The 17,764-nt window shown below is 71.8% G+C and carries 16 protein-coding genes; 6 read left to right on the top strand and 10 right to left on the bottom strand.

Annotated features, from left to right (window positions below):
• Nucleotides 1-75: 75 nt before the first annotated feature.
• The 3 genes from ACZ4N5_RS11335 to ACZ4N5_RS11325 form a co-directional block, all read right to left on the bottom strand.
• Nucleotides 76-1,428: a DUF3616 domain-containing protein gene (locus tag ACZ4N5_RS11335; RefSeq protein ID WP_467757118.1), complete on the bottom strand. Its 1,353-nt coding sequence runs from the start codon at nt 1,426-1,428 to the stop codon at nt 76-78.
• Between the two features lie 185 nt (nt 1,429-1,613).
• A complete protein-coding gene (locus ACZ4N5_RS11330) occupies nt 1,614-1,919 on the bottom strand; it encodes a MazG-like family protein (RefSeq protein ID WP_467757117.1) in 306 nt (101 codons plus the stop codon).
• 329 nt (nt 1,920-2,248) lie between these two features.
• Nucleotides 2,249-2,794: a DoxX family membrane protein gene (locus tag ACZ4N5_RS11325; protein WP_467756854.1), complete on the bottom strand. Its 546-nt coding sequence runs from the start codon at nt 2,792-2,794 to the stop codon at nt 2,249-2,251.
• Nucleotides 2,795-2,926: 132 nt separating this feature from the next.
• Between ACZ4N5_RS11325 and ACZ4N5_RS11320 the strand changes: the two genes are divergently transcribed.
• Nucleotides 2,927-3,253 (top strand): nuclear transport factor 2 family protein, encoded by a 327-nt coding sequence (locus ACZ4N5_RS11320; RefSeq protein WP_467756853.1) that lies wholly within the window; start codon nt 2,927-2,929, stop codon nt 3,251-3,253.
• A 269-nt stretch (nt 3,254-3,522) separates the two neighbouring features.
• On the opposite strand, the gene ACZ4N5_RS11315 is transcribed toward ACZ4N5_RS11320, so the two are convergent.
• Nucleotides 3,523-4,287, bottom strand: a complete 765-nt coding sequence (locus ACZ4N5_RS11315) for an ABC transporter ATP-binding protein (RefSeq protein ID WP_467756852.1) — start codon at nt 4,285-4,287, stop codon at nt 3,523-3,525.
• A 92-nt stretch (nt 4,288-4,379) separates the two neighbouring features.
• Nucleotides 4,380-5,846: an ABC transporter permease gene (locus ACZ4N5_RS11310; protein WP_467756851.1), complete on the bottom strand. Its 1,467-nt coding sequence runs from the start codon at nt 5,844-5,846 to the stop codon at nt 4,380-4,382.
• A 358-nt stretch (nt 5,847-6,204) separates the two neighbouring features.
• Between ACZ4N5_RS11310 and ACZ4N5_RS11305 the strand changes: the two genes are divergently transcribed.
• Nucleotides 6,205-7,389, top strand: a complete 1,185-nt coding sequence (locus tag ACZ4N5_RS11305; protein ID WP_467756850.1) for a D-alanyl-D-alanine carboxypeptidase family protein — start codon at nt 6,205-6,207, stop codon at nt 7,387-7,389.
• 270 nt (nt 7,390-7,659) lie between these two features.
• Here ACZ4N5_RS11305 and ACZ4N5_RS11300 read toward each other — a convergent pair whose 3' ends face one another.
• Nucleotides 7,660-8,445, bottom strand: a complete 786-nt coding sequence (locus ACZ4N5_RS11300; protein ID WP_467756849.1) for an SDR family oxidoreductase — start codon at nt 8,443-8,445, stop codon at nt 7,660-7,662.
• A 125-nt stretch (nt 8,446-8,570) separates the two neighbouring features.
• Nucleotides 8,571-9,581, bottom strand: a complete 1,011-nt coding sequence (locus ACZ4N5_RS11295; RefSeq protein WP_467756848.1) for a Gfo/Idh/MocA family protein — start codon at nt 9,579-9,581, stop codon at nt 8,571-8,573.
• An 80-nt stretch (nt 9,582-9,661) separates the two neighbouring features.
• Here ACZ4N5_RS11295 and ACZ4N5_RS11290 point away from each other — a divergent pair, with 80 nt between their 5' ends.
• The 3 genes from ACZ4N5_RS11290 (at nt 9,662) to ACZ4N5_RS11280 (ending at nt 13,525) form a co-directional block, all read left to right on the top strand.
• Nucleotides 9,662-11,074 (top strand): multidrug effflux MFS transporter, encoded by a 1,413-nt coding sequence (locus tag ACZ4N5_RS11290; protein WP_467756847.1) that lies wholly within the window; start codon nt 9,662-9,664, stop codon nt 11,072-11,074.
• Nucleotides 11,020-12,201 carry a serine hydrolase domain-containing protein gene (locus ACZ4N5_RS11285; protein WP_467756846.1) on the top strand — a complete coding sequence of 394 codons (1,182 nt, stop codon included), beginning with the start codon at nt 11,020-11,022 and terminating at the stop codon, nt 12,199-12,201. The genes ACZ4N5_RS11290 and ACZ4N5_RS11285 overlap by 55 nt, the downstream gene beginning before the upstream one ends.
• A 328-nt stretch (nt 12,202-12,529) precedes the next feature.
• Entirely contained in the window at nt 12,530-13,525 is a 996-nt protein-coding gene (locus ACZ4N5_RS11280) for a small ribosomal subunit Rsm22 family protein (protein ID WP_467756845.1), read from the top strand.
• A gap of 73 nt (nt 13,526-13,598) precedes the next feature.
• Here ACZ4N5_RS11280 and ddaH read toward each other — a convergent pair whose 3' ends face one another.
• Nucleotides 13,599-14,420: a dimethylargininase gene (ddaH, locus tag ACZ4N5_RS11275; RefSeq protein ID WP_467756844.1), complete on the bottom strand. Its 822-nt coding sequence runs from the start codon at nt 14,418-14,420 to the stop codon at nt 13,599-13,601.
• A 622-nt stretch (nt 14,421-15,042) separates the two neighbouring features.
• On the opposite strand from ddaH, the gene ACZ4N5_RS11270 reads away from it, so the two are divergent.
• The gene (locus tag ACZ4N5_RS11270) at nt 15,043-15,777 is read left to right on the top strand and encodes a bifunctional DNA primase/polymerase (protein ID WP_467756843.1); all 735 of its coding nucleotides are present in this window, start codon (nt 15,043-15,045) and stop codon (nt 15,775-15,777) included.
• Between the two features lie 126 nt (nt 15,778-15,903).
• Here the strand turns inward: ACZ4N5_RS11270 and ACZ4N5_RS11265 are convergent, their stop codons facing one another.
• Both ACZ4N5_RS11265 and efeU read right to left on the bottom strand, forming a co-directional pair.
• Nucleotides 15,904-16,932 carry an SCO2278 family lipoprotein gene (locus ACZ4N5_RS11265; protein ID WP_467756842.1) on the bottom strand — a complete coding sequence of 343 codons (1,029 nt, stop codon included), beginning with the start codon at nt 16,930-16,932 and terminating at the stop codon, nt 15,904-15,906.
• Nucleotides 16,889-17,764, bottom strand: coding sequence for an iron uptake transporter permease EfeU (gene efeU, locus ACZ4N5_RS11260; protein WP_467756841.1), 876 nt, complete (start codon nt 17,762-17,764; stop codon nt 16,889-16,891). The genes ACZ4N5_RS11265 and efeU overlap by 44 nt, the downstream gene beginning before the upstream one ends.

Here is a 17,764-nt window from a genome sequence, read left to right as displayed (position 1 = left end):
CCAGGCGTCCCGCGCCCCGACCGTCGATCGGGGCGCGGGACCATTCGGGCGGCACGAGGCCCGGTTTCCGCAGCCTCAGTTCGTGACCGTGAACCAGGTGGCGCGGGACTTCTTCCACTCGTTGTGGGTCAGGTCCTTGGCCTCCGTGCCGTCGCCGTACAGATCGGCGGAGCCGTCGTCGGTGATCAGCTGGGCGCGGGCGCCGGACACGGTGAGGTCGGGGACGTCGACGATCGCCTCCCAGCCGCCGGGGTCCGAGGTGGGCAGGTCCAGGCGCTTGACCGGCGCGTGCGCCGGGTCGCCGTCCCAGGAGTAGAGGGCGTACGGGTCGGAGTTGTCGTCGGCGGCCCAGGAACCGGCCACGATCAGGTACTGGTTCGACGCGTTCTTGCGGATGTCGCGGATCGCCAGACCGCCGAGGTCGAGCTCGATCGGCGTACCGAAGGTGGCCGACGTGCCGCTGCTCAGCACCTTGTCGAAGTTGGTGACCGGCACGATGAGGGCCTTGCCGCCGGTCACCGCGGGGGCGAGCGGGGCGCGGAAGCCGACGTAGGCCGTGGTCGTCGAGCCCGGCGCGAACTCCAGGCCCTCCACGTTGAATCCGTTGATCTCCTTGGGGATCTGGCCGTCCGCGGTGCCCGCCGCGAAGCCGTAGCGGTTGTTGTTCGCCTCGTCCCAGGCGACGAGGTTGTCCCGCAGCTTCTTGTACGAACGGCCGTACGTCAGGGCGGTCGAGGCGCCGGAGCCGGTCACCGTCGTGGTGAAGACCGTGTTGCGGTCGGCCTTGTACACGCCGTCCTTGTTGTTGCCGAGCGAGCCCGTCCAGTAGATCGTGTTGCCGACGCGGGTGGCCCCCTCGATGTCGATCTCCTTGGAGGCGCCGATGTTCGAGGAGAAGTCCCAGGTCTTGACCGGAGCGCCCGACACCGAACGGTCGTACAGACGGAGGACGTTGGACTCGTCGTCCGCGACGACCGTGTAGCCGCCGCCCGCGTCGACGGCCGCCGAGGCGTCGCTGGAACCGGTGAAGTACCGGCTGTCGGCGGCGTATTGGACGGTGGCCGACGCGGCGTAGTGCAGCGTCTTGGTGGCCGTCTGGCCGTCGACCCCGGTCACCTTCACGGTGAGGTCGGTGTAACCCTCGCCGCGCGCGGCGACGACGACCTTGCGGGTGGCGCCCGTGCCGGTGACGACGGCGTCCGCCGTGGTCGCCACCGCGGTCTTGCTGCTCTTGGTGACCGTGACCGTGAGCGCGCCGGCGTCGGCCCCGCTCTGCGCGACGGTCACGTTCACGGCCGGATCGGCGGTCGCGCCCACCGCGCCCGACAGATACGAGGCCGACAGCGAAAGGCTCGGCGTGCCGTAACTCGCCGCCTGCGCCTGGCTTCCCAGACCCACGGCCGTGAGCGTCAGCACGCCACCGATCATGGCGACTGTCCTGCGGCCTGTGGAGAAAACGTAGTCCTGCACGGGGACCCTTTCGTCGGCTCTGCGTCGACGAGAAGGCTGAGCTGTGATCGCCAACTCCACACCGCGCACACGCATCCGCGGAGTGAACACTTCCGGTCACCGCAGGCACGGTGCCGAACCGGGCCGCCGACTCTCTTTCCACGTCAGGGAGTTGGAGCCGTGCCGAGCGAGCGGTCGGCGACGGAGGCCAGGTGGGCGGTGAAGACCTCGCGGGCGTCCGGCGCGAGCGTGCGCAGCGCCACCATCGCCGTGATCATGACGTCGCAGAGCTCCGACCGGACGTCGTCCCAGGTGTGGCTCACGCCCTTGCGCGGGTTCTGACCCGTCGCGCCGATCACCGCCTGGGCGACCTCACCGACCTCCTCCGACAGCTTCAGCACACGCAGCAGCAGGCCCTCCCGGCCGTCGTGCGCCCGGTTGGCGTCCAGCCAGGCGTGCAGCCGGTCGATCGTGTCCCAGACGTCTTCGACGTCTTCATCGGCGGCGCGCTCGGCCGGGGTGCCGGCGGCGCGTTCGGCCGGGGTGCCGGCGGCGCGTTCGGCCGGGGTGCAGGCGGCGCGTTCGGCCGGGGTGCAGGCGGCGCTTTCGACGGGAGCGTCGACCGTGCGCCCGGCCGGGTCATGGGTGGCAGGCATCGCCGTGTCGACGTCGGCGGCACGCCCCGCCATGTCGGCGTCGGCGGCACGTGCCGCCACATCGGCGTCGGTGGGCTCGGCCGGGTCGTCGGCAGCGTGATCAGCCATGGGACCAGCCTCCCCCACGTCAGGAGGGCCGACTCCTACTCGTCGAACAGGGTTTCCTGTTCGCCCTCCCGCGCCTTGCGTACCCGCTTGTTCCGAGCGCCCACGATGACCGCGGTGACCGCCGCCGTCGTACCGAGGGCGATCGGCACCATCCAGCCGCGGTTCACCGCGTGGCCCATCAGATGGTCGAGGGACAGCCGGCCCGGACCCGTCACCGCGAGGCCCGCCGCGGCCAGGCCGAGCGACGCGGCGTACTCGTAGCCGCCGCTCTGTGCGAAGAACCCGTTCGGTACGTGCACCGCCGCCGCGCCCGCCATCGCACCGGCCGCCGCGGCGCCGGCCGCGGGTGTGGCCAGCCCCAGCGCCAGCAGAGTGCCACCGCCCGCCTCCGCGAGGCCCGCCGCCCTGGCGCTCGCCTCTCCCGGCGAGTAGCCCATGGCCTCCATGGCCGCGCCGGTGCCTTCGATGCCACCTCCGCCGAACCAGCCGAACAGCTTCTGCGCTCCGTGCGCGGCCAGTACGCCGCCCGTGCTCAGACGGAGCAGCAGCAGTCCCAGATCACGCCGGTCGATACAGGTCACGGTGACTCCCAGTGCAGACAGCGGCAACGGTTCCCTCCCCGGTGTCCACCGTCGCACCGATCGGAGGGCCCCGGCCTCCCCGCGCAGCCGTTCGGGTGGCGGGTGTTGGGGACCGGTGTGAGTCTGACTCCCATGACGATTTCGGTAGCGAAACTCAGCGACCCGGCCGTCCGGGCCTTCGTCACCGCGGTGAACGCCCACGACCGGAACGCCTTCGAGGCGCTCCTCGCGCCCGGCGCCACCATGTCCGACGACGGCTCCGACCGTGACCTCGACGACTGGACCGACCGGGAGATCTTCTCCTCCCGCGGTCACATGGACGTCGACAACGAGTCCAACGGCGGGCGGTCCCTTGTCGTGCGGTACCGCAACGACACCTGGGGCGAGATGAAGACGAAGTGGAGCTTCATCGTCGACGACGGCGGCAGGATCAGCCGCTTCGAGACCGGCCAGGCGTAACCGGCCAGGCGTAACCGTCCGCCGTACCGGCGAGGCACCGGTCCCGGGCTCCCGCCCGGCCGCCCGGGCCGAGGAGAACGCGGGGACGATCGCCAAGGGCCGCTCACCGCCGCGCAGTCGACCGAGGTCGACGGCGTGCTCGGACGGTGAGCGGCCCGGGAGAGGCGCACCGGGGGCACGCAAGGGCGTGCGTACGGAAGGCGCGCGGCGGAGCGAGTACGGGGCCGGGCGCGGGGATGCGTGCACGGGCGGTCGGGGCCGCCGTGCGGTCAGTGGCCCTGAGCGGCGCCGTACTGCTGCGCGTACTGCTGCTGCCCGGGCAGCAGGGCGGACGGCTCGGGGGTGGCCCGGCGGGGGCCGCCCTGCTCGGTCAGGCTGATCTGCCCGGCCTTGATGGTCGCGAGGCGCGGCGCGCGGCGGGCGATGGACGAGTCGTGGGTGACCATGATGAACGTCAGCCCGTACTCGTGCCACAGCCCTTCGAGCAGGCCCATGATGTCGTCGCGGGTGCCTTCGTCGAGGTTGCCGGTCGGCTCGTCGGCGAGCAGCACCTTCGGCTTCTTGACCAGCGCTCGGGCGATGGCGACGCGCTGCTGCTGACCGCCGGACAGCTCGGTCGGGACGTGCGTGAGCCGTTCGCCGAGGCCGACCGATCGGAGCGCCTCGGCGGCCCGCTCGCGCCGCTCGGGGGGCTCCACCCCGAGGGGGACGAGAGCGGTCTCGACGTTCTCCTGCGCGTTCAGCGTCGGGATGAGGTTGAAGGACTGGAAGATGATGCCGATCTTCTCGGCCCGCAACCGGGTCAGCTTGGCCTCGCTGACGGAGGCGAGGTCCACGCCGTCCAGCTCGACGTTGCCCGAGGTCGGCCGATCGAGGCCGCCGATCATCTGGAGCAGCGTCGACTTGCCGCCGCCGGTGGGGCCCTGGATGACGAGCTGGTCGCCGTCCTCGATGGTGAGGTCGACGCCGCGCAGCGCCTCGACCGTCTCCTTGCCCCGCGTGTAGCGCTTGGTGACGCCGGTGAGCTTGTACATGAGGTTCTCCGAGGATGAAGGGGGTGGGGGCGCCGCGGCCCGGGGGGAGTGGACGCGGCGCCCCGGCTCAAGGGGTGTGGCCCGGGGGCGGGTTACGAGACGCTGCGGAGCGCGTCCGCCGGGCGCATCCGGGAGGCGCGCCAGCCGCCCATCGCGCCGGCGATCAGACCGCCGGTGATGGCCAGGCCCGCGGCGAGCGCGATGGTGGTCACCGAGACGGGCGCGGTGAGGGCGATGTCGATGGTGTTCTTGGCCGCGGAGGCCGCCTGTCGGCCGGGCCCGCCGCCGGGGCCGCCGCCCATGCCACCGCCGCCGGTGGAGCCGAGCTCCGCCGTCAGCTTCGGGCTGATCGCGGTGACGGTGTAGGCCGCGCCGAGACCGAGGGCGATACCCAGCGCGCCGCCGAGCAGTCCGTTCACGATCGACTCGCCGACGACCTGCCGGGTGACCTTGCGGGACGGCCAGCCGAGTGCCTTCAGGGTGCCGAACTCGCGCACCCGGCGGGAGACGGCGGAGGAGGTGAGCAGGGCCGCCACCAGGAACGCGGCGACCAGGACCGCGATGGACAGCCACTTGCCGACGCTCGTCGCGAGGTTCGAGGCGGTGGACAGCGAGCCGGAGACGGTGTCCGCGAGGTCGGCGGAGGTGGTGACCGTCGTGCCGGAGATGTTCTTCTGGATGGCCGCCTTGACCGTGGCGATCTGCTTCGAGTCGGTCGCCTTGACGTAGATCGTGGTGACCTTGTTCTTGGCGTCACCGAGCGTCTGGGCCTGCTTCAGCGGCAGGTAGACGTCGGTGGTCGACTCGCTGCTGTCGGGCGTCGCGATGCCGATGACCGTGTACTTGGTGCCGGAGATCTTGAAGGTCTTGCCGACCGTGTACTTGTTCTCCTTGGCGTACGACTTGCTGAGCACCGCGACCTTCGCGGAGGTCTGCGCGGCCGTGAACGTCCTGCCCGTGGTGATCTTCGAGGTGGCCAGCGGGCCGAGGTCCTGGTGGGCCACGTCGACGCCCGCGACGGAGTACGCGTTCACGTCGAAGGAGGCACCGCCGCCCTGCACCTGCGGCGCACCGGTGCCGCTGCCGCCGTTCTGGCCGCCGGGTCCGCCCTGCTGGCCGGAACTCGACGTCGAGGATTTCGCCTTGCCCTGGGTGAACGAGCCGTTGACCTTGGTGACGTTCAGGCTCAGCGCGCCCACAGCGCTCGCCACGCCCTTCTGCGCGGCGACCTCGGTGACGAGCGAGGACTTCAGGGACTGTCCGCCCTGGGTCATCACCCGGTCCGAGCTCTGTGTCGTGCTGCTGTCCGACTTGGCGTCGAAGTCGAACTTCGGGCGGCCCGAGGAGTTGCTCGTCGGTGCCGCCTGGGCCCTGGTGACCGTCATGTCTGTGCCGAGCCCGTACAGCGACTTCAGGACCTTGTCCTGAGCCTGCTGCATGCCGGCCGACACCGAGTTGACGGTGATGACCAGCGCGATACCGAGCGCCAGACCCAGGGCGATCACCAGCGCCGCCTTCTTGCGCCGGCTCAGCTCACGCTTGAGATAGATGCCAAACATCCCGTTCCTCAAAGGTTCTTGGCGCCCCTGTGGGCGCGGCCACAAGCTATGAAGGAACCTTTGAGCCGGGCTGAGTAGGAGATATGTGAAGGCTGAGAATCCGGACCTTGGAATCAATATTGGGTCAGACAGCTCATTCCCAGGTTTTCAAGGGCTCATTGCCAGGAAACGCCTGTTGAGTGGGCCCGCGGTGAAGATCGGCGGGTCCGCCGCACGCGCATCCCCGGTGGGACGGTGGACGATGCCGACGGGGCGGGCCCGCGCCCGCGCCCTGTTTTGCCGCCGCTTTGGAATCGGCGTTCCTTCTCTTTGTCACCCCGCTGTCAGGCTCCTCGGAGAGACTTTGTACGGTCCCGGGATGCGTGATTCTTCCGGGCTCTCCCGCCGTGCCGCTCTCGGCCTCGCCGCCGCCGTACCCCTCGGCGCCGCGACGGCCACGACCGCGTACGCCACGACGACGATCGGCGGTGCGAGACTGGCCCGCGCCGGGATCCAGGTGAGCGGCGGGTCGGGGCTGCCCAAGCGGCTCACCGCCCGCTCCTGGCTGGTCGCGGACCATACGAGCGGCGAGGTGCTCGCCTCGTACAACGCGCACCTGCGTCTGCCGCCCGCCTCCACCCTGAAGATGCTCTTCGCGGACACCGTGCTGAAGAAGTTCGAGCGCACCCAGACGTACAAGGTCGTCGACGCCGACCTCGCCGATGTCCCCGCGGGCTCCAGCATGGTCGGCGTGAAGCCCGGCATCACCTACACCGTCGACCAGCTGTGGCAGGGCGTCTTCCTGCGCTCCGGCAACGACGCGGTGCATGTGCTCAGCCACATGAACGGCGGCATCGAAGCCACGGTCGCCGAGATGCAGGCCCTGGCGAAGGACCTGCAGGCCCTGGACACCCATGTGGTCAGCCCCGACGGCTTCGACCACAAGGGCCAGCTGTCGTCCGCGTACGACCTGACGCTCTTCGCCCGGCACGGCCTGGCGAACGCCGACTTCCGCGGCTACTGCTCGACGAAGACCGCGGACTTCCCGGCCGGAGGCAAGAAGACCTTCCAGATCCAGAACACCGACCGCCTGCTGACCGGCGCGTGGGGCGTGCGGCCGTACGAGGGCCTGATCGGGGTGAAGAACGGCTACACCAGCCACGCCGGCAACACGTTCACCGGCGCGGCGACGCGCGACGGGCGGACCCTGCTCGTCACGGTGATGCACCCGAAGAGCGGCGGCAGCGGGGTCTATGAGGAGACGGCCCAGCTGCTCGACTGGGGTTTCGGGAAGGGGGCGCACGCCGAGCCGGTCGGCACGCTGGTCGATCCGCTCAGCGAGGGCGGCGCGAGCGCGAAGCCCACGCGGAAGCCGGCGAAGGGTGCGGCGGGCGCTCCGGCCTCGGCCGGGGCTTCCCCGTCGGACGGCCCGCCGTGGGGACTGGTCGGCGGGGCCGGGGCGGCGGTGGCGCTCCTCGCGGGCGGCGCGCTCGCGCTGCGCAACCGCAGGCGCCGGTCCGCCGAGGAGCCGGCCGAGGCGGAAGGCCACCGTCGGCGCCGATGACGGGACAGTCGCTCCGCGGTCCGGTGCACACCTCGCGATCCCCCGCGAGGTCCGCCCCCTCCCGGGCCGCGGAGCGACTGCCGCCTCCCCCCTCGGTGTGGACCGTGGTCGTACCGAAGTCTGATGCTCCAACTGTGAAGCTCTGATGGGGGAGATGCTGAGCATAAGCGCACTAACGGCTTATATGGTCCGGAGATTTAGCTTCCGTTTGTGTGGGTTGAGCCGTTGACCAGTTCTTGGTGAACCGCGGGCACTCGCCCTACGTATGCATCAACCGCGTCCCACGTACGGCATGGCCGTCGCCAGCACGGTCGCGAACTGCACGTTCGCCTCCAGCGGCAGCTCGGCCATGTGCCGTACCGTGCGCGCCACATCGGCCACGTCCATCACCGGTTCGACCGCCAGTTCGCCGTTCGCCTGGAGTGTCCCGGTCCGCATCCGCTCGGTCATGTCGGTGGCCGCGTTGCCGATGTCGATCTGCCCGCAGGCGATCCGGTACGGACGCCCGTCCAGGGACAGCGATTTGGTCAGGCCCGTCAGCGCGTGCTTGGTCGCGGTGTACGCGATCGACTGCGGGCGGGGCGTGTGCGCCGAGATCGAGCCGTTGTTGATGATCCGGCCGCCCTGCGGGTCCTGATCCTTCATCCGCCGGTACGCCGCCTGCGCGCACAGGAACGCGCCGTTCAGGTTGGTGTCGACGACATGCCGCCAGGCCTCGTACGGCAGCTCCTCGAGCGGCACACCGCCAGGACCGAACGTCCCGGCGTTGTTGAACAGCAGGTCGAGGCGCCCGAACCGGTCGTGCGCGGCGTCGAAGAGGGCGGCCACCTCGTCGGGGCGCGACACATCCGTCCGTACGACGATCGAGGGCCCCTCGGGCACGAGGGCCGCCGTCTCCTCCAGGGTCTCGGCACGGCGTCCGGCGAGCGCCACCGACCAGCCGGTGCGCAGCAGTTCGGCGGCCACAGCGCGGCCGATGCCGGAGCCCGCCCCGGTCACCACCGCGATCTTCGTCTCCAGGGAATGCAGCGGATGCAGGGGATTCATGGCGTTCATGCGCACGCAGCGTAGGGGAGGGGGCCCGGCGGGTCCGGCATCCGGACGCGAAGGGTCCGGCAACCGAGCCCCGGAGGGTCCGGCGACGGCGGGCGGCGACCAGGGGCTCAAGTCGGCCTGACGCCCTACGCGTTGGCCTCGCCCGGGTAGCGGACGCCGATGCGGTCCCGGATCGTGTCGAGCGTGCGCATCACGGCGAGGGTGCCGTCGAGCGGGACGAGCGGGGACTCGGTCTCACCGGCGCGCAGGGCCCGCATCACCTCGGCGGCCTCGTGCTTGAGGCTGTTGCGGGGGCCCGACGCGGCGTCGGCGCGGAAGATCTCCGGCTCGCGGCCGTCGCGGTGCAGGACGAAGTGGTCCGGGAAGAAGAAGCCGTCCGGGATCTCGATGCGGCCCGCGGAGCCGGTGACAGAGGCGGCGACGGGGGTGCCACCGTTGATGGAGCAGTGCACCGAAGCCAGAGCGCCGCTCTCCCAGGAGAGCAGTGCACCCGTCTGGAGATCGACGCCCTCGTCGGAGAGCACCGCTCTCGCGACGATGTCCGAGGGCTCCCCGAGCAGCAACTGCGCGAACGACACCGGGTAGACGCCGAGATCGAGCAGCGCACCGCCGCCCTGCGCCGGGTCCCGCAGCCGGTGCGAGGGCGGGAACGGCCCAGCGAGACCGAAGTCGGCCTGCACCGTGCGCACTTCACCGATCACACCGTCGTCGACGAGCGCCTTCAGCCGTCCGACCAGCGGATTGCAGTACATCCACATGGCCTCCATCAGGAAGCGGTCGTGCCGCCGGGCGAGCGCGACCAGCTCCTCGGCCTCCCGCGCGTTCAGCGTGAACGCCTTCTCGCACAGGACATGGCGCCCCGCCTCGAGACACATCCCGGCGGCCAGCCGGTGCGCCGAGTGCGGCGTGGCGACGTACACGATGTCGACGTCCTCGTCCGCGGCCAGCGACGCCCAGTCCCCGTACGCGCGCGGGATCCCGAACCGTTCCGCGAACGCCTTCGCCGAGGCGTCCGTCCGTGAGGCGACGGCCACCACCTCGGCGTCCGGCATGTCGACCAGGTCCGCCGTGAACGCCGCGGCGATCCCGCCGGTCGCCAGAATTCCCCACCGCACGCGTCCGTGCTCGCCCGTCATGCCCGCCCCTTGATCCGTGACCCCGAACACGCTGTTCGAACTGAGAGCATAGGGGTCGCATCTTTCGGAGAGGGGGGCACATGCCCGAGCGTGGCCGCATCACGCGGGACCAGGAAGGCCCGCGAGAGCACATACCGAACGCGGAAGCCACCGACACCACGGCGGCGGTCGCCGAGGCGGCGCGCCGGGCCACCGAAGAGGTATCCGGCGCCGCCCCGCGATCGCAGGCCGCCGACGCCCCACGACCGGCCACCGGACCCGGCGCCCCGGGCCGCACCGGACTCCTCGTCACCCTCGTCCTCGGCGGGCTCACCGCCACACCCCCGCTCGCGATGGACATGTACCTCCCCTCGCTTCCGGAGGTCACCGGATCGCTGCACGCCCCCGCCGCCACCGTGCAGCTCACGCTCACCGCGTGCCTCGCGGGCATGGCGCTCGGGCAGCTCGTCGTCGGGCCGATGAGCGACAGGTGGGGCCGCAGACGCCCGCTGCTCGCCGGCCTCGCCGTCTATGTCGTCGCCACCGTGCTGTGCGCCCTCGCGCCCGACATCGGCCTGCTCGTCGCCTTCCGCCTCGTCCAGGGTCTCGCGGGCGCGGCCGGGATCGTGATCGCCCGCGCCGTCGTCCGCGACCTCTACGACGGCGTGGCGATGGCCCGCTTCTTCTCCACCCTCATGCTGATCTCCGGCGTCGCCCCGGTCGTCGCGCCGCTCATCGGCGGACAGATCCTGCGCGTCACCGACTGGCGGGGCGTGTTCGTGGTCCTGACCGCCGTCGGCATCGCGCTGACCGCCGTCGTCTGGGCGAAGCTGCCCGAGACCCTCCGGCCGGCGGACCGGCACAGCGGCGGCGTCGGCGAGGCACTGCGCGCCATGCGCGGACTGCTCGCCGACCGCGTCTTCGCCGGATACATGCTCGCGGGCGGATTCACCTTCGCGGCCCTGTTCGCCTACATCTCGGCCTCCCCGTTCGTGATTCAGGAGCTCTACGGCGCCTCCCCGCAGACCTTCAGCCTGCTCTTCGGAGTCAACTCCGTCGGCCTGGTCATCGCCGGGCAGATCAACGGCAAGCTGCTGGTAGGCCGGGTCGCCCTCGAAAAGGTCCTCGCCGTCGGCCTCGCGCTCGTCGTCCTCGCCGCGACCGCGCTGCTGCTCATGTCCACCGGCGTCCTCGGCCCGGTCGGGCTCGCACCGGTGGCCGCCGCCCTGTTCGTGCTGATGTCCGCCATGGGCCTCTCCCTGCCCAACACCCAGGCGCTCGCCCTCATGCGCGTGCGGCACGCGGCCGGTTCCGCCTCCGCGCTGCTCGGCACCTCCTCCTTCCTCATCGGCGCGGTCGCCTCACCGCTCGTCGGCATCGCCGGAGAGCACACCGCCGTCCCGATGGCCGTCGTCCAGCTGGCCGCGGCACTGGTAGCCGTCGCCTGCTTCGTGGGACTGTGCCGTCCCCGGCGGACGGGACGCACTTCGAACAGAAAGGCGGCGGAGAGCTGAGCGCACCAAGACTGCGGACCGGCACACCGGAACGGGCCGGACTCGACACCGGTGAACTGCGGCAGCTCGTCCAGGAAGTCCGCGCCCTCACCCGCGGCGCCGATCCCTGGGCGGCGGGCGTCGTCGTGGTCGCGGGGCGGGGCCCGGTCATCGCCGTCGAGGAGGCGGCGGGCTGGGCGGTGCGCTACGCGTCCCACGACGAGGCGAAGGACACCGGGGTCGAACTGCCGCCGGGAGCGCGTGTGCCGGTGACCGTGCACACGCCCTTCGACCTGGCCTCCCTCACCAAGCTGTTCACGGCGGTCGCCGCGGTGCAGCAGCTGGAGCGCGGCACGCTGGGCATCGAGGCGCGGGTGGGCGCGTATCTGCCGGAGTTCCGCGCGGCCCGCCGGCACGGCATCACCGTACGACAGCTGCTCACCCACACCTCCGGGCTGCGCCCCGAACTCCCGCTGTACGACTGCTCGGACGACAAGGCCCGGATGGCGATGCTGCGGGCGGAGGCCCCCTCGTCCGAACCGGGCGAGTACCGGTACTCCGACATCAATCTGATCCTCCTGCAGTACGTGCTGGAACGCGTCACCGGCCGGGGGCTCGACATCCTCGTCCGGGACGGCATCACCCGCCCGCTCGGCATGAACGCCACCACCTTCGGACCCTGCCCCGGCGCGGCGGCCACGGAGGACCAGCGGCGGCCGTGGGCCAAGGCGGACCGGGGCATGCTGCGGGGCGTCGTGCACGACGAGAACGCCTGGGCGCTCGGCGGGGTGGCCGGTCACGCCGGTCTCTTCTCCACCGGGCGCGATCTGGCCGTGTTCTGCCGCACCCTGCTCGCGGGCGGCTCGTACGGTCCCGCCCGCATCCTCGGACCCGACTTCGTCGAACTCCTCCTCACCCCGCCCGGCCTCGGGTTCGCCCTCGACCAGCCCTGGTTCATGGGCACCCTCGCGGGCCACGGAGCGGCCGGCCACACCGGGTTCACCGGTACGTCCCTGGTCCTGGACCCGGCGACGGACACGTTCCTGGTGCTGCTCGCCAACACGGTCCATCCCCGCCGCCGCCCGGCGGACAACGCGCCCCGCGCGGCAGCGGCCACACGGCTGCGGCGGGCGGTACGGGGCACCTGAGGGGTCGCCTGTCCGGCGGGGGCTGTGGGGGTACCTCTGAGGGATCGCCTGCCCGGAGGGGCGGTGCGGGGCGACTGAGAGACCACCTGCCCGGCGCGGACGGTGCGGGGTACCTGAGGGGTCATCTGCCCGGCGGGGCTTGTGCGGGGTACCTCCGAGGGATCGCCTGCCCGGCGCGGGCGATGACGGGCATTTGAGGGGTCGCCGGGGCGGGCGCGGGCGGTGACGGGCATCTGAGGGGTCGCCGGGGCGGACGCGGGCGGTGACGGGCATCTGAGAGACCACCTGCCCGGCGCGGGCGGTGCGGGGTACCTGAGAGAATCGGGCCGTGAACGCCCCCGTACCCCCCGCCGAGACCCTGCGCGGCGCCCTCGCCGGGCTCCTCGACGGTCTGCCGCCGAAGGCCGCCGCGCAGGCGGTCGAGCGGCTGATCGTGAACTACCGGGGGACCACCCCGACCCACGCGCCGATCCTCAGGGACCGCTCGGACGTGGCCGCGTACGCCGCGTACCGGATGCCCGCGACGTTCGAGGCGGTGTGCGCGGCGCTGGAGGCGTTCGCGGACTCGGTGCCCGGCTGGGTACCGGGGAGCCACGTGGACGTCGGCGGCGGCACCGGCGCGGCCACCTGGGCGGTGAACGCGACCTGGGAGGGCACCCGCCCGGTGACCGTGCTCGACTGGGCCGAGCCCGCCCTCGCGCTCGGCCGCGAGATCGCCGCCGCCAACCCGGAACTGGAGGGCGCCGCATGGCAGCGCTCTCGTATCGGAGCGGCGCTCACCATCGAGAGCACTGATCTCGTCACGGTCTCCTACGTCCTCGGCGAGCTCACCGACGCCGACCGCGCCTCGGTCGTGGACGCCGCCGCGAGCGCCGCCCAGGCCGTCGTGATCATCGAGCCCGGCACCCCCGACGGCTACACCCGGGTCCTCGCCGCCCGCGAGCGTCTGATCGGCGCCGGCTTCCACGTCGCCGCGCCCTGCCCGCACAGCGCCGCCTGCCCCATCGTCCCCGGCCAGGACTGGTGCCACTTCTCCGCCCGGGTCGCCCGTTCCTCCCTGCACCGCCAGGTCAAGGGCGGTTCCCTGCCCTACGAGGACGAGAAGTTCAGCTATGTCGCCGCGACCCGCTTCCCGCCCGACCCGGCGCCCTCCCGCATCGTGCGCAAGCCGCAGATCCGGAAGGGGCAGGTCCTGCTCGACCTGTGCGAGCCGGACGAGGCACTGCGCCGGGAGACGGTGACCAAGCGCCACGGACCGCTGTACAAGGCGGCCCGCGACGCGGAGTGGGGCGACGCCTGGCCGCCGCCGGAGGACACGCCGTAGCTTTCCGCCCGGGAGCCCGGGAGCCCGGGAGCCCGGGAGCCCGGGAGCCCGGGCGTGCCGAAGCCCGGGGCCCCTAGCCCCGCAGCTCCTGGGTGCAGCACTTCACGCTTCCGCCGCCCTTGAGGAGCTCTCCGAGGTCGACGCCGACCGGTACGAAGCCGCGCTCCCGGAGCGGGTCGAATAGGCCCGTCGCCTCCTGGGGCAACAGCACGTGCAGACCGTCCGAGACCGCGTTGAGGCCCAGCGCGGCGGCGTCCTCGGCCGTGGCGGTCAGCGCGTCGGGGAACAGTCGGCGCAGGACCTCACGGCTGCCGGGGGAGAACGCCGGCGGGTAGTACATGATCTCGTCCGTGCCGTCGTCGAGGACGGCGAGGGCCGTGTCGAGGTGGTAGAAGCGCGGATCGACCAGGTCCAGGCCGATCACCGGACGGCCGAAGAACTCCTGTGCCTCCCCGTGCGAGAGCGGGCTCGAGCGAAAGCCGCGGCCCGCGAGCAGATACGACCCCGTGACGACGAAGTCACCCTCTCCCTCGTTGATGTGCGCCGGTTCGCGGATCTGCCCGAACCCGCGGGCGCGGAACCACTCCAGGTGCGCCGCCGCCTCCGGCTCACGCTGCGGGTACGCGAACCGGGCGCCCAGCACCCTGCCGTCCACGACCGTCGCGCCGTTCGCCGCGTAGACCATGTCCGGCAGGCCCGGCCGGGGGGTGAGTTCCTCGACCGTGTGGCCGAGGGAGCGGTAGCGGTCCCGGAGGTCCTCCCACTGGGCGAGGGCGAGCGGCACGTCGACCGGTTTGGCGGGGTCCATCCACGGATTGATCGTGTACGTGACGTCGAAGTGCGCCGGTGGGCACATGAGGTAGCGCCGGTGCGTGGCATGGCGAAGAGGGTGCAAGGAAGGCTCCTTACGCAACCGCAGGGGCAGTTGATGCTCATGGTGCGGTGCGCACGGCCCCGGGAGCGGGAGGCATGCGGGTCGTGTCCACCGGCCCCGTCCCCACCGAACGCCCCACACCAGACCGCGCCCCACCGGACCATGGCCCCCGGTCTGGTCTTCACCGGATCCCGTTCCCCGGGGCCTGGTCCTCACCGGACCTGTCTCCCGCCAAGCGGCCTTCACCGGGCGACATGGCCGGAGCCGCGGGCGGCAGTCCCGTGGGTGCCGTGGCCCGGGCCGGGCAGCCGGCCTCGCCGACCAAGGCGTGGGCGGTGGCGTGGATCGCGCGCCGTGACCTCTCGCCGCGGCGGGTGGCATCGGGGGTCGGCCGAGAGCCGGGACCGGGGAGGGACCGGGGTCCGGAACACGGACGCGCTTGTCGACTACGCCCTGCACGGCCTCGCTCCCCGCTGAGGGCCGAGAGGTGAAGAAATCGCCTCACATCATGTAATAACACCTGATCAGGGCCTGGCGAACGCATCGCCCCACCTACCCCGGTTGTCGGCTCCGGCCACCCGGGGCGCAGGATGGTGGGACGATGGGGCAAGGACGAGTGCACTACGGCGAGGCGAGGGGATAGATGAGCGCAGAGTTCGGCCGCCGCTCCGGCACGCAGGGCAGGATCTCGAAGTGGCTGCGCGGACGCCGGCCCAAAGCCCCTGCGGAGACAACCGCCGGCGGGCGCGAGGCCCTGCTGCTCGCCGCCGTCGCCGCCGGGCTGCCGCTCGCGCAGGCCGCGTACCCCTCCGGCTACCGCTGTTCCTGTGACCGCGTCGGCTGCCCCACCCCCGCGCGCCACCCCGTCTCCTTCGCCTGGCAGACCCAGTCGACGACCGACCGCGCCCAGATCGAGCGCTGGGCCCGGCACCAGCCGAAGGCGAACTTCATCACCGCGACCGGTCTGGTGCACGACGTCCTGGACGTGCCGCTGGACGCCGGGCGCGCGGCGCTGGAGCGGATCCTGGCCTCCGACATCGAGGTCGGACCGGTCGCGGAGACCGGCGACGGCCGCATGCTCTTCTTCACCCTCACCCGCGGTACGCCCGAGGACGAGGACGAGTGGTGGCCCTGCGAGCTGGACTGCCATCCCGAGACGATGGACGAGCACCCTGGCTTCCGCTGGCACTGCCGCGGCTCGTACGTCCTCGTGCCGCCGGCCCAGCTGCCCGGCGGTCTGAGCGTCGACTGGGTGCGCGGACCCGAGCATCCGCTGCCCGACCCGCTCACCCTCCTGGAGATCCTCACCGACGAGTGCGCCATCTACGCCGGGGAGAACGGCGCGGACCAGCTCGCCGCCTGGCCCCACCGGGGCTGAGCACCCGCCCGGCGGGATCCTCACGAGGGGTGCAGTGCGCGCACCGGGTGTGCGCGGGCCGGGTGTGCGCGGGCCGGGTGTGTGAATGTGCCCGGGTGTGCGCCGGGCGTGCGGGCACGGGCCCGGCTACTCCCCTTCGGCTCCCGTCAGCCCCTCGATCCGTCCGAGGACGGACACCTGCCCCCCGCCCGAAGCCTTCAGCGGGTCCAGGACGACCTGGTTGGAGACGAACTCCAGGGTGAGGGACTGCTTGATCTCACCGGTCGTCAAGGCCTCCACGTCCGCGCTGGGGGAGGGAATCGCGGTGCCCGCGGCGGCCGTCTCCTTCTCGTAGCGGTGCGTGGCGAAGAACACCAGCGCCCCGCCGTCCGCGGTGCGCAGACCCACCGGCGCGTAGTCGCCCGAGATCAGCGGCTGGTCGATGTACTGCCTGGCGAGGCCGGGCTTGCTGGCGAACTTCTCGCGCTGGGCCCGCCATTGCGAGGTGTGGACGCCCGCGGCGAAGGCGTCGCCGCCGGCCTTCAGATAGGTCGCGTACGACCGGCCGAGCTTCTCCGGCTCGATCGCGAGCGCCGGGTCGTCGGCCGTGACCGGCTGCGCCCAGCCGTCCTCGTCCTTCGCGAACTTCGGTACGTCACCGGCCCCGAGGACCGTCAGATACGAGGCCTGCCACAGCTCGTCGGCGCTGCCCCGGGTGAAGACGAGCAGCCAACGGCTGCCCGGCACACCCTTGTTGGCCGTCGCGTTCGCCAGGAACCAGCGCGGCCAGCCCGCCTTCGCGGGGATCGAGAACTCGGCGTCGCCGAACTCCAGCGCCGAATGCGCCGGATTCCCGGCCGGGTTGTTCTTGTGCCCGGCCTTCAGCTTGGCGCCGTCGATGGCCGCGAGCGGACCGGCAACCCGGTCCGCGTCGTCGGAACGGTCGTACGTCGCGTCCGCCTTGTTGTAGGCGACGCTGAAGTCCTTGAGCGCGCGGGCGGCTTCGGCCCGGGTCGCCGCCGGCACGACCTCACGCTCGCCGTGCACCACCACGCAGCCGCTCGCCGCCGAGGACAGGACGGTCACCGTCGCCGTCGCCAGGGCGAAACGGCTCAGCGCGAAACGGCTGAGGTTACGAGGCCTTCGTGGGCTGCGACCCGTGCGATCCCTGCTCATCAGGTGCCTTCACCTTCCCCTTCCCGGAGGCGAACCCTACCGGGGCGAGGAAGATCGTGAGCGTCGGGACCAAGTACAGCGCCCACACCGTGACCTGAAGGACGGTCGGGTCGGGCTGGAAGTTGAAGACGCCCTTCAGCAGGGTGCCGTACCAGCTCGTCGGGTCGATCGTGCCGCTGATGTCGAACGCCAGGTTCGTCAGGCCCGGGACGAAGTCGGCTTCCTGCAGGTCGTGGATGCCGTACGCGAGCACGCCCGCGGCGACGACGACCAGCATGCCGCCGGTCCAGGTGAAGAACTTGGCGAGGTTGATCTTCAGCGCGCCACGGTAGAAGAGCCAGCCGAGGAGGACCGCGGTGGCCAGGCCCAGTGCCACGCCGATCAGCGGGCGGGGCGTGCCGTCACTGGCCGCGTGCACCGACGCCCACACGAACAGGGCCGTCTCCAGGCCCTCCCGGCCGACCGCCAGGAACGCGGTCGCGACCAGCGCGCCGGTTCCCATGGCGAGGGCCGCGTCCAGCCTGCCGTGCAGCTCGGACTTCAGATGCCGGGCGGTGCGCCGCATCCAGAAGACCATCCACGTCACCAGGCCCACGGCGAGGACCGACAGCGAACCGCCGAGCCCCTCCTGCGCCTGGAACGTCATCTCCTGGGAGCCGAATTCGAGGGCGCAGCCGAAAGCGAGCGCCACGGTGATCGCGACGCCGATGCCGATCCAGATCGGCTTCAGGGCGTCCGTGCGCTCCGTCTTCACCAGGTAGGCGATGAGGATGCACACGACGAGGCTGGCTTCCAGGCCCTCGCGGAGACCGATCAGGTAGTTGCTGAACAC

The sequence above is a fragment of the Streptomyces sp. NPDC026500 genome, assembly GCF_055567635.1.
This window is presented reverse-complemented; position numbering and strand designations above follow the sequence as displayed.

Bases quoted from the DNA above. Each gene is read 5' to 3' on its own strand.
- ACZ4N5_RS11335 (WP_467757118.1), bottom strand. From the start codon at position 1,428: ATGATCGGTGGCGTGCTGACGCTCACGGCCGTGGGTCTGGGAAGCCAG.
- ACZ4N5_RS11320 (WP_467756853.1), top strand. From the start codon at position 2,927: ATGACGATTTCGGTAGCGAAACTCAGCGACCCGGCCGTCCGGGCCTTC.
- ACZ4N5_RS11315 (WP_467756852.1), bottom strand. From the start codon at position 4,287: ATGTACAAGCTCACCGGCGTCACCAAGCGCTACACGCGGGGCAAGGAG.
- ACZ4N5_RS11310 (WP_467756851.1), bottom strand. From the start codon at position 5,846: ATGTTTGGCATCTATCTCAAGCGTGAGCTGAGCCGGCGCAAGAAGGCG.
- ACZ4N5_RS11305 (WP_467756850.1), top strand. From the start codon at position 6,205: ATGCGTGATTCTTCCGGGCTCTCCCGCCGTGCCGCTCTCGGCCTCGCC.
- ACZ4N5_RS11300 (WP_467756849.1), bottom strand. From the start codon at position 8,445: ATGAACGCCATGAATCCCCTGCATCCGCTGCATTCCCTGGAGACGAAG.
- ACZ4N5_RS11295 (WP_467756848.1), bottom strand. From the start codon at position 9,581: ATGACGGGCGAGCACGGACGCGTGCGGTGGGGAATTCTGGCGACCGGC.
- ACZ4N5_RS11290 (WP_467756847.1), top strand. From the start codon at position 9,662: ATGCCCGAGCGTGGCCGCATCACGCGGGACCAGGAAGGCCCGCGAGAG.
- ACZ4N5_RS11270 (WP_467756843.1), top strand. From the start codon at position 15,043: ATGAGCGCAGAGTTCGGCCGCCGCTCCGGCACGCAGGGCAGGATCTCG.
- ACZ4N5_RS11265 (WP_467756842.1), bottom strand. From the start codon at position 16,932: ATGAGCAGGGATCGCACGGGTCGCAGCCCACGAAGGCCTCGTAACCTC.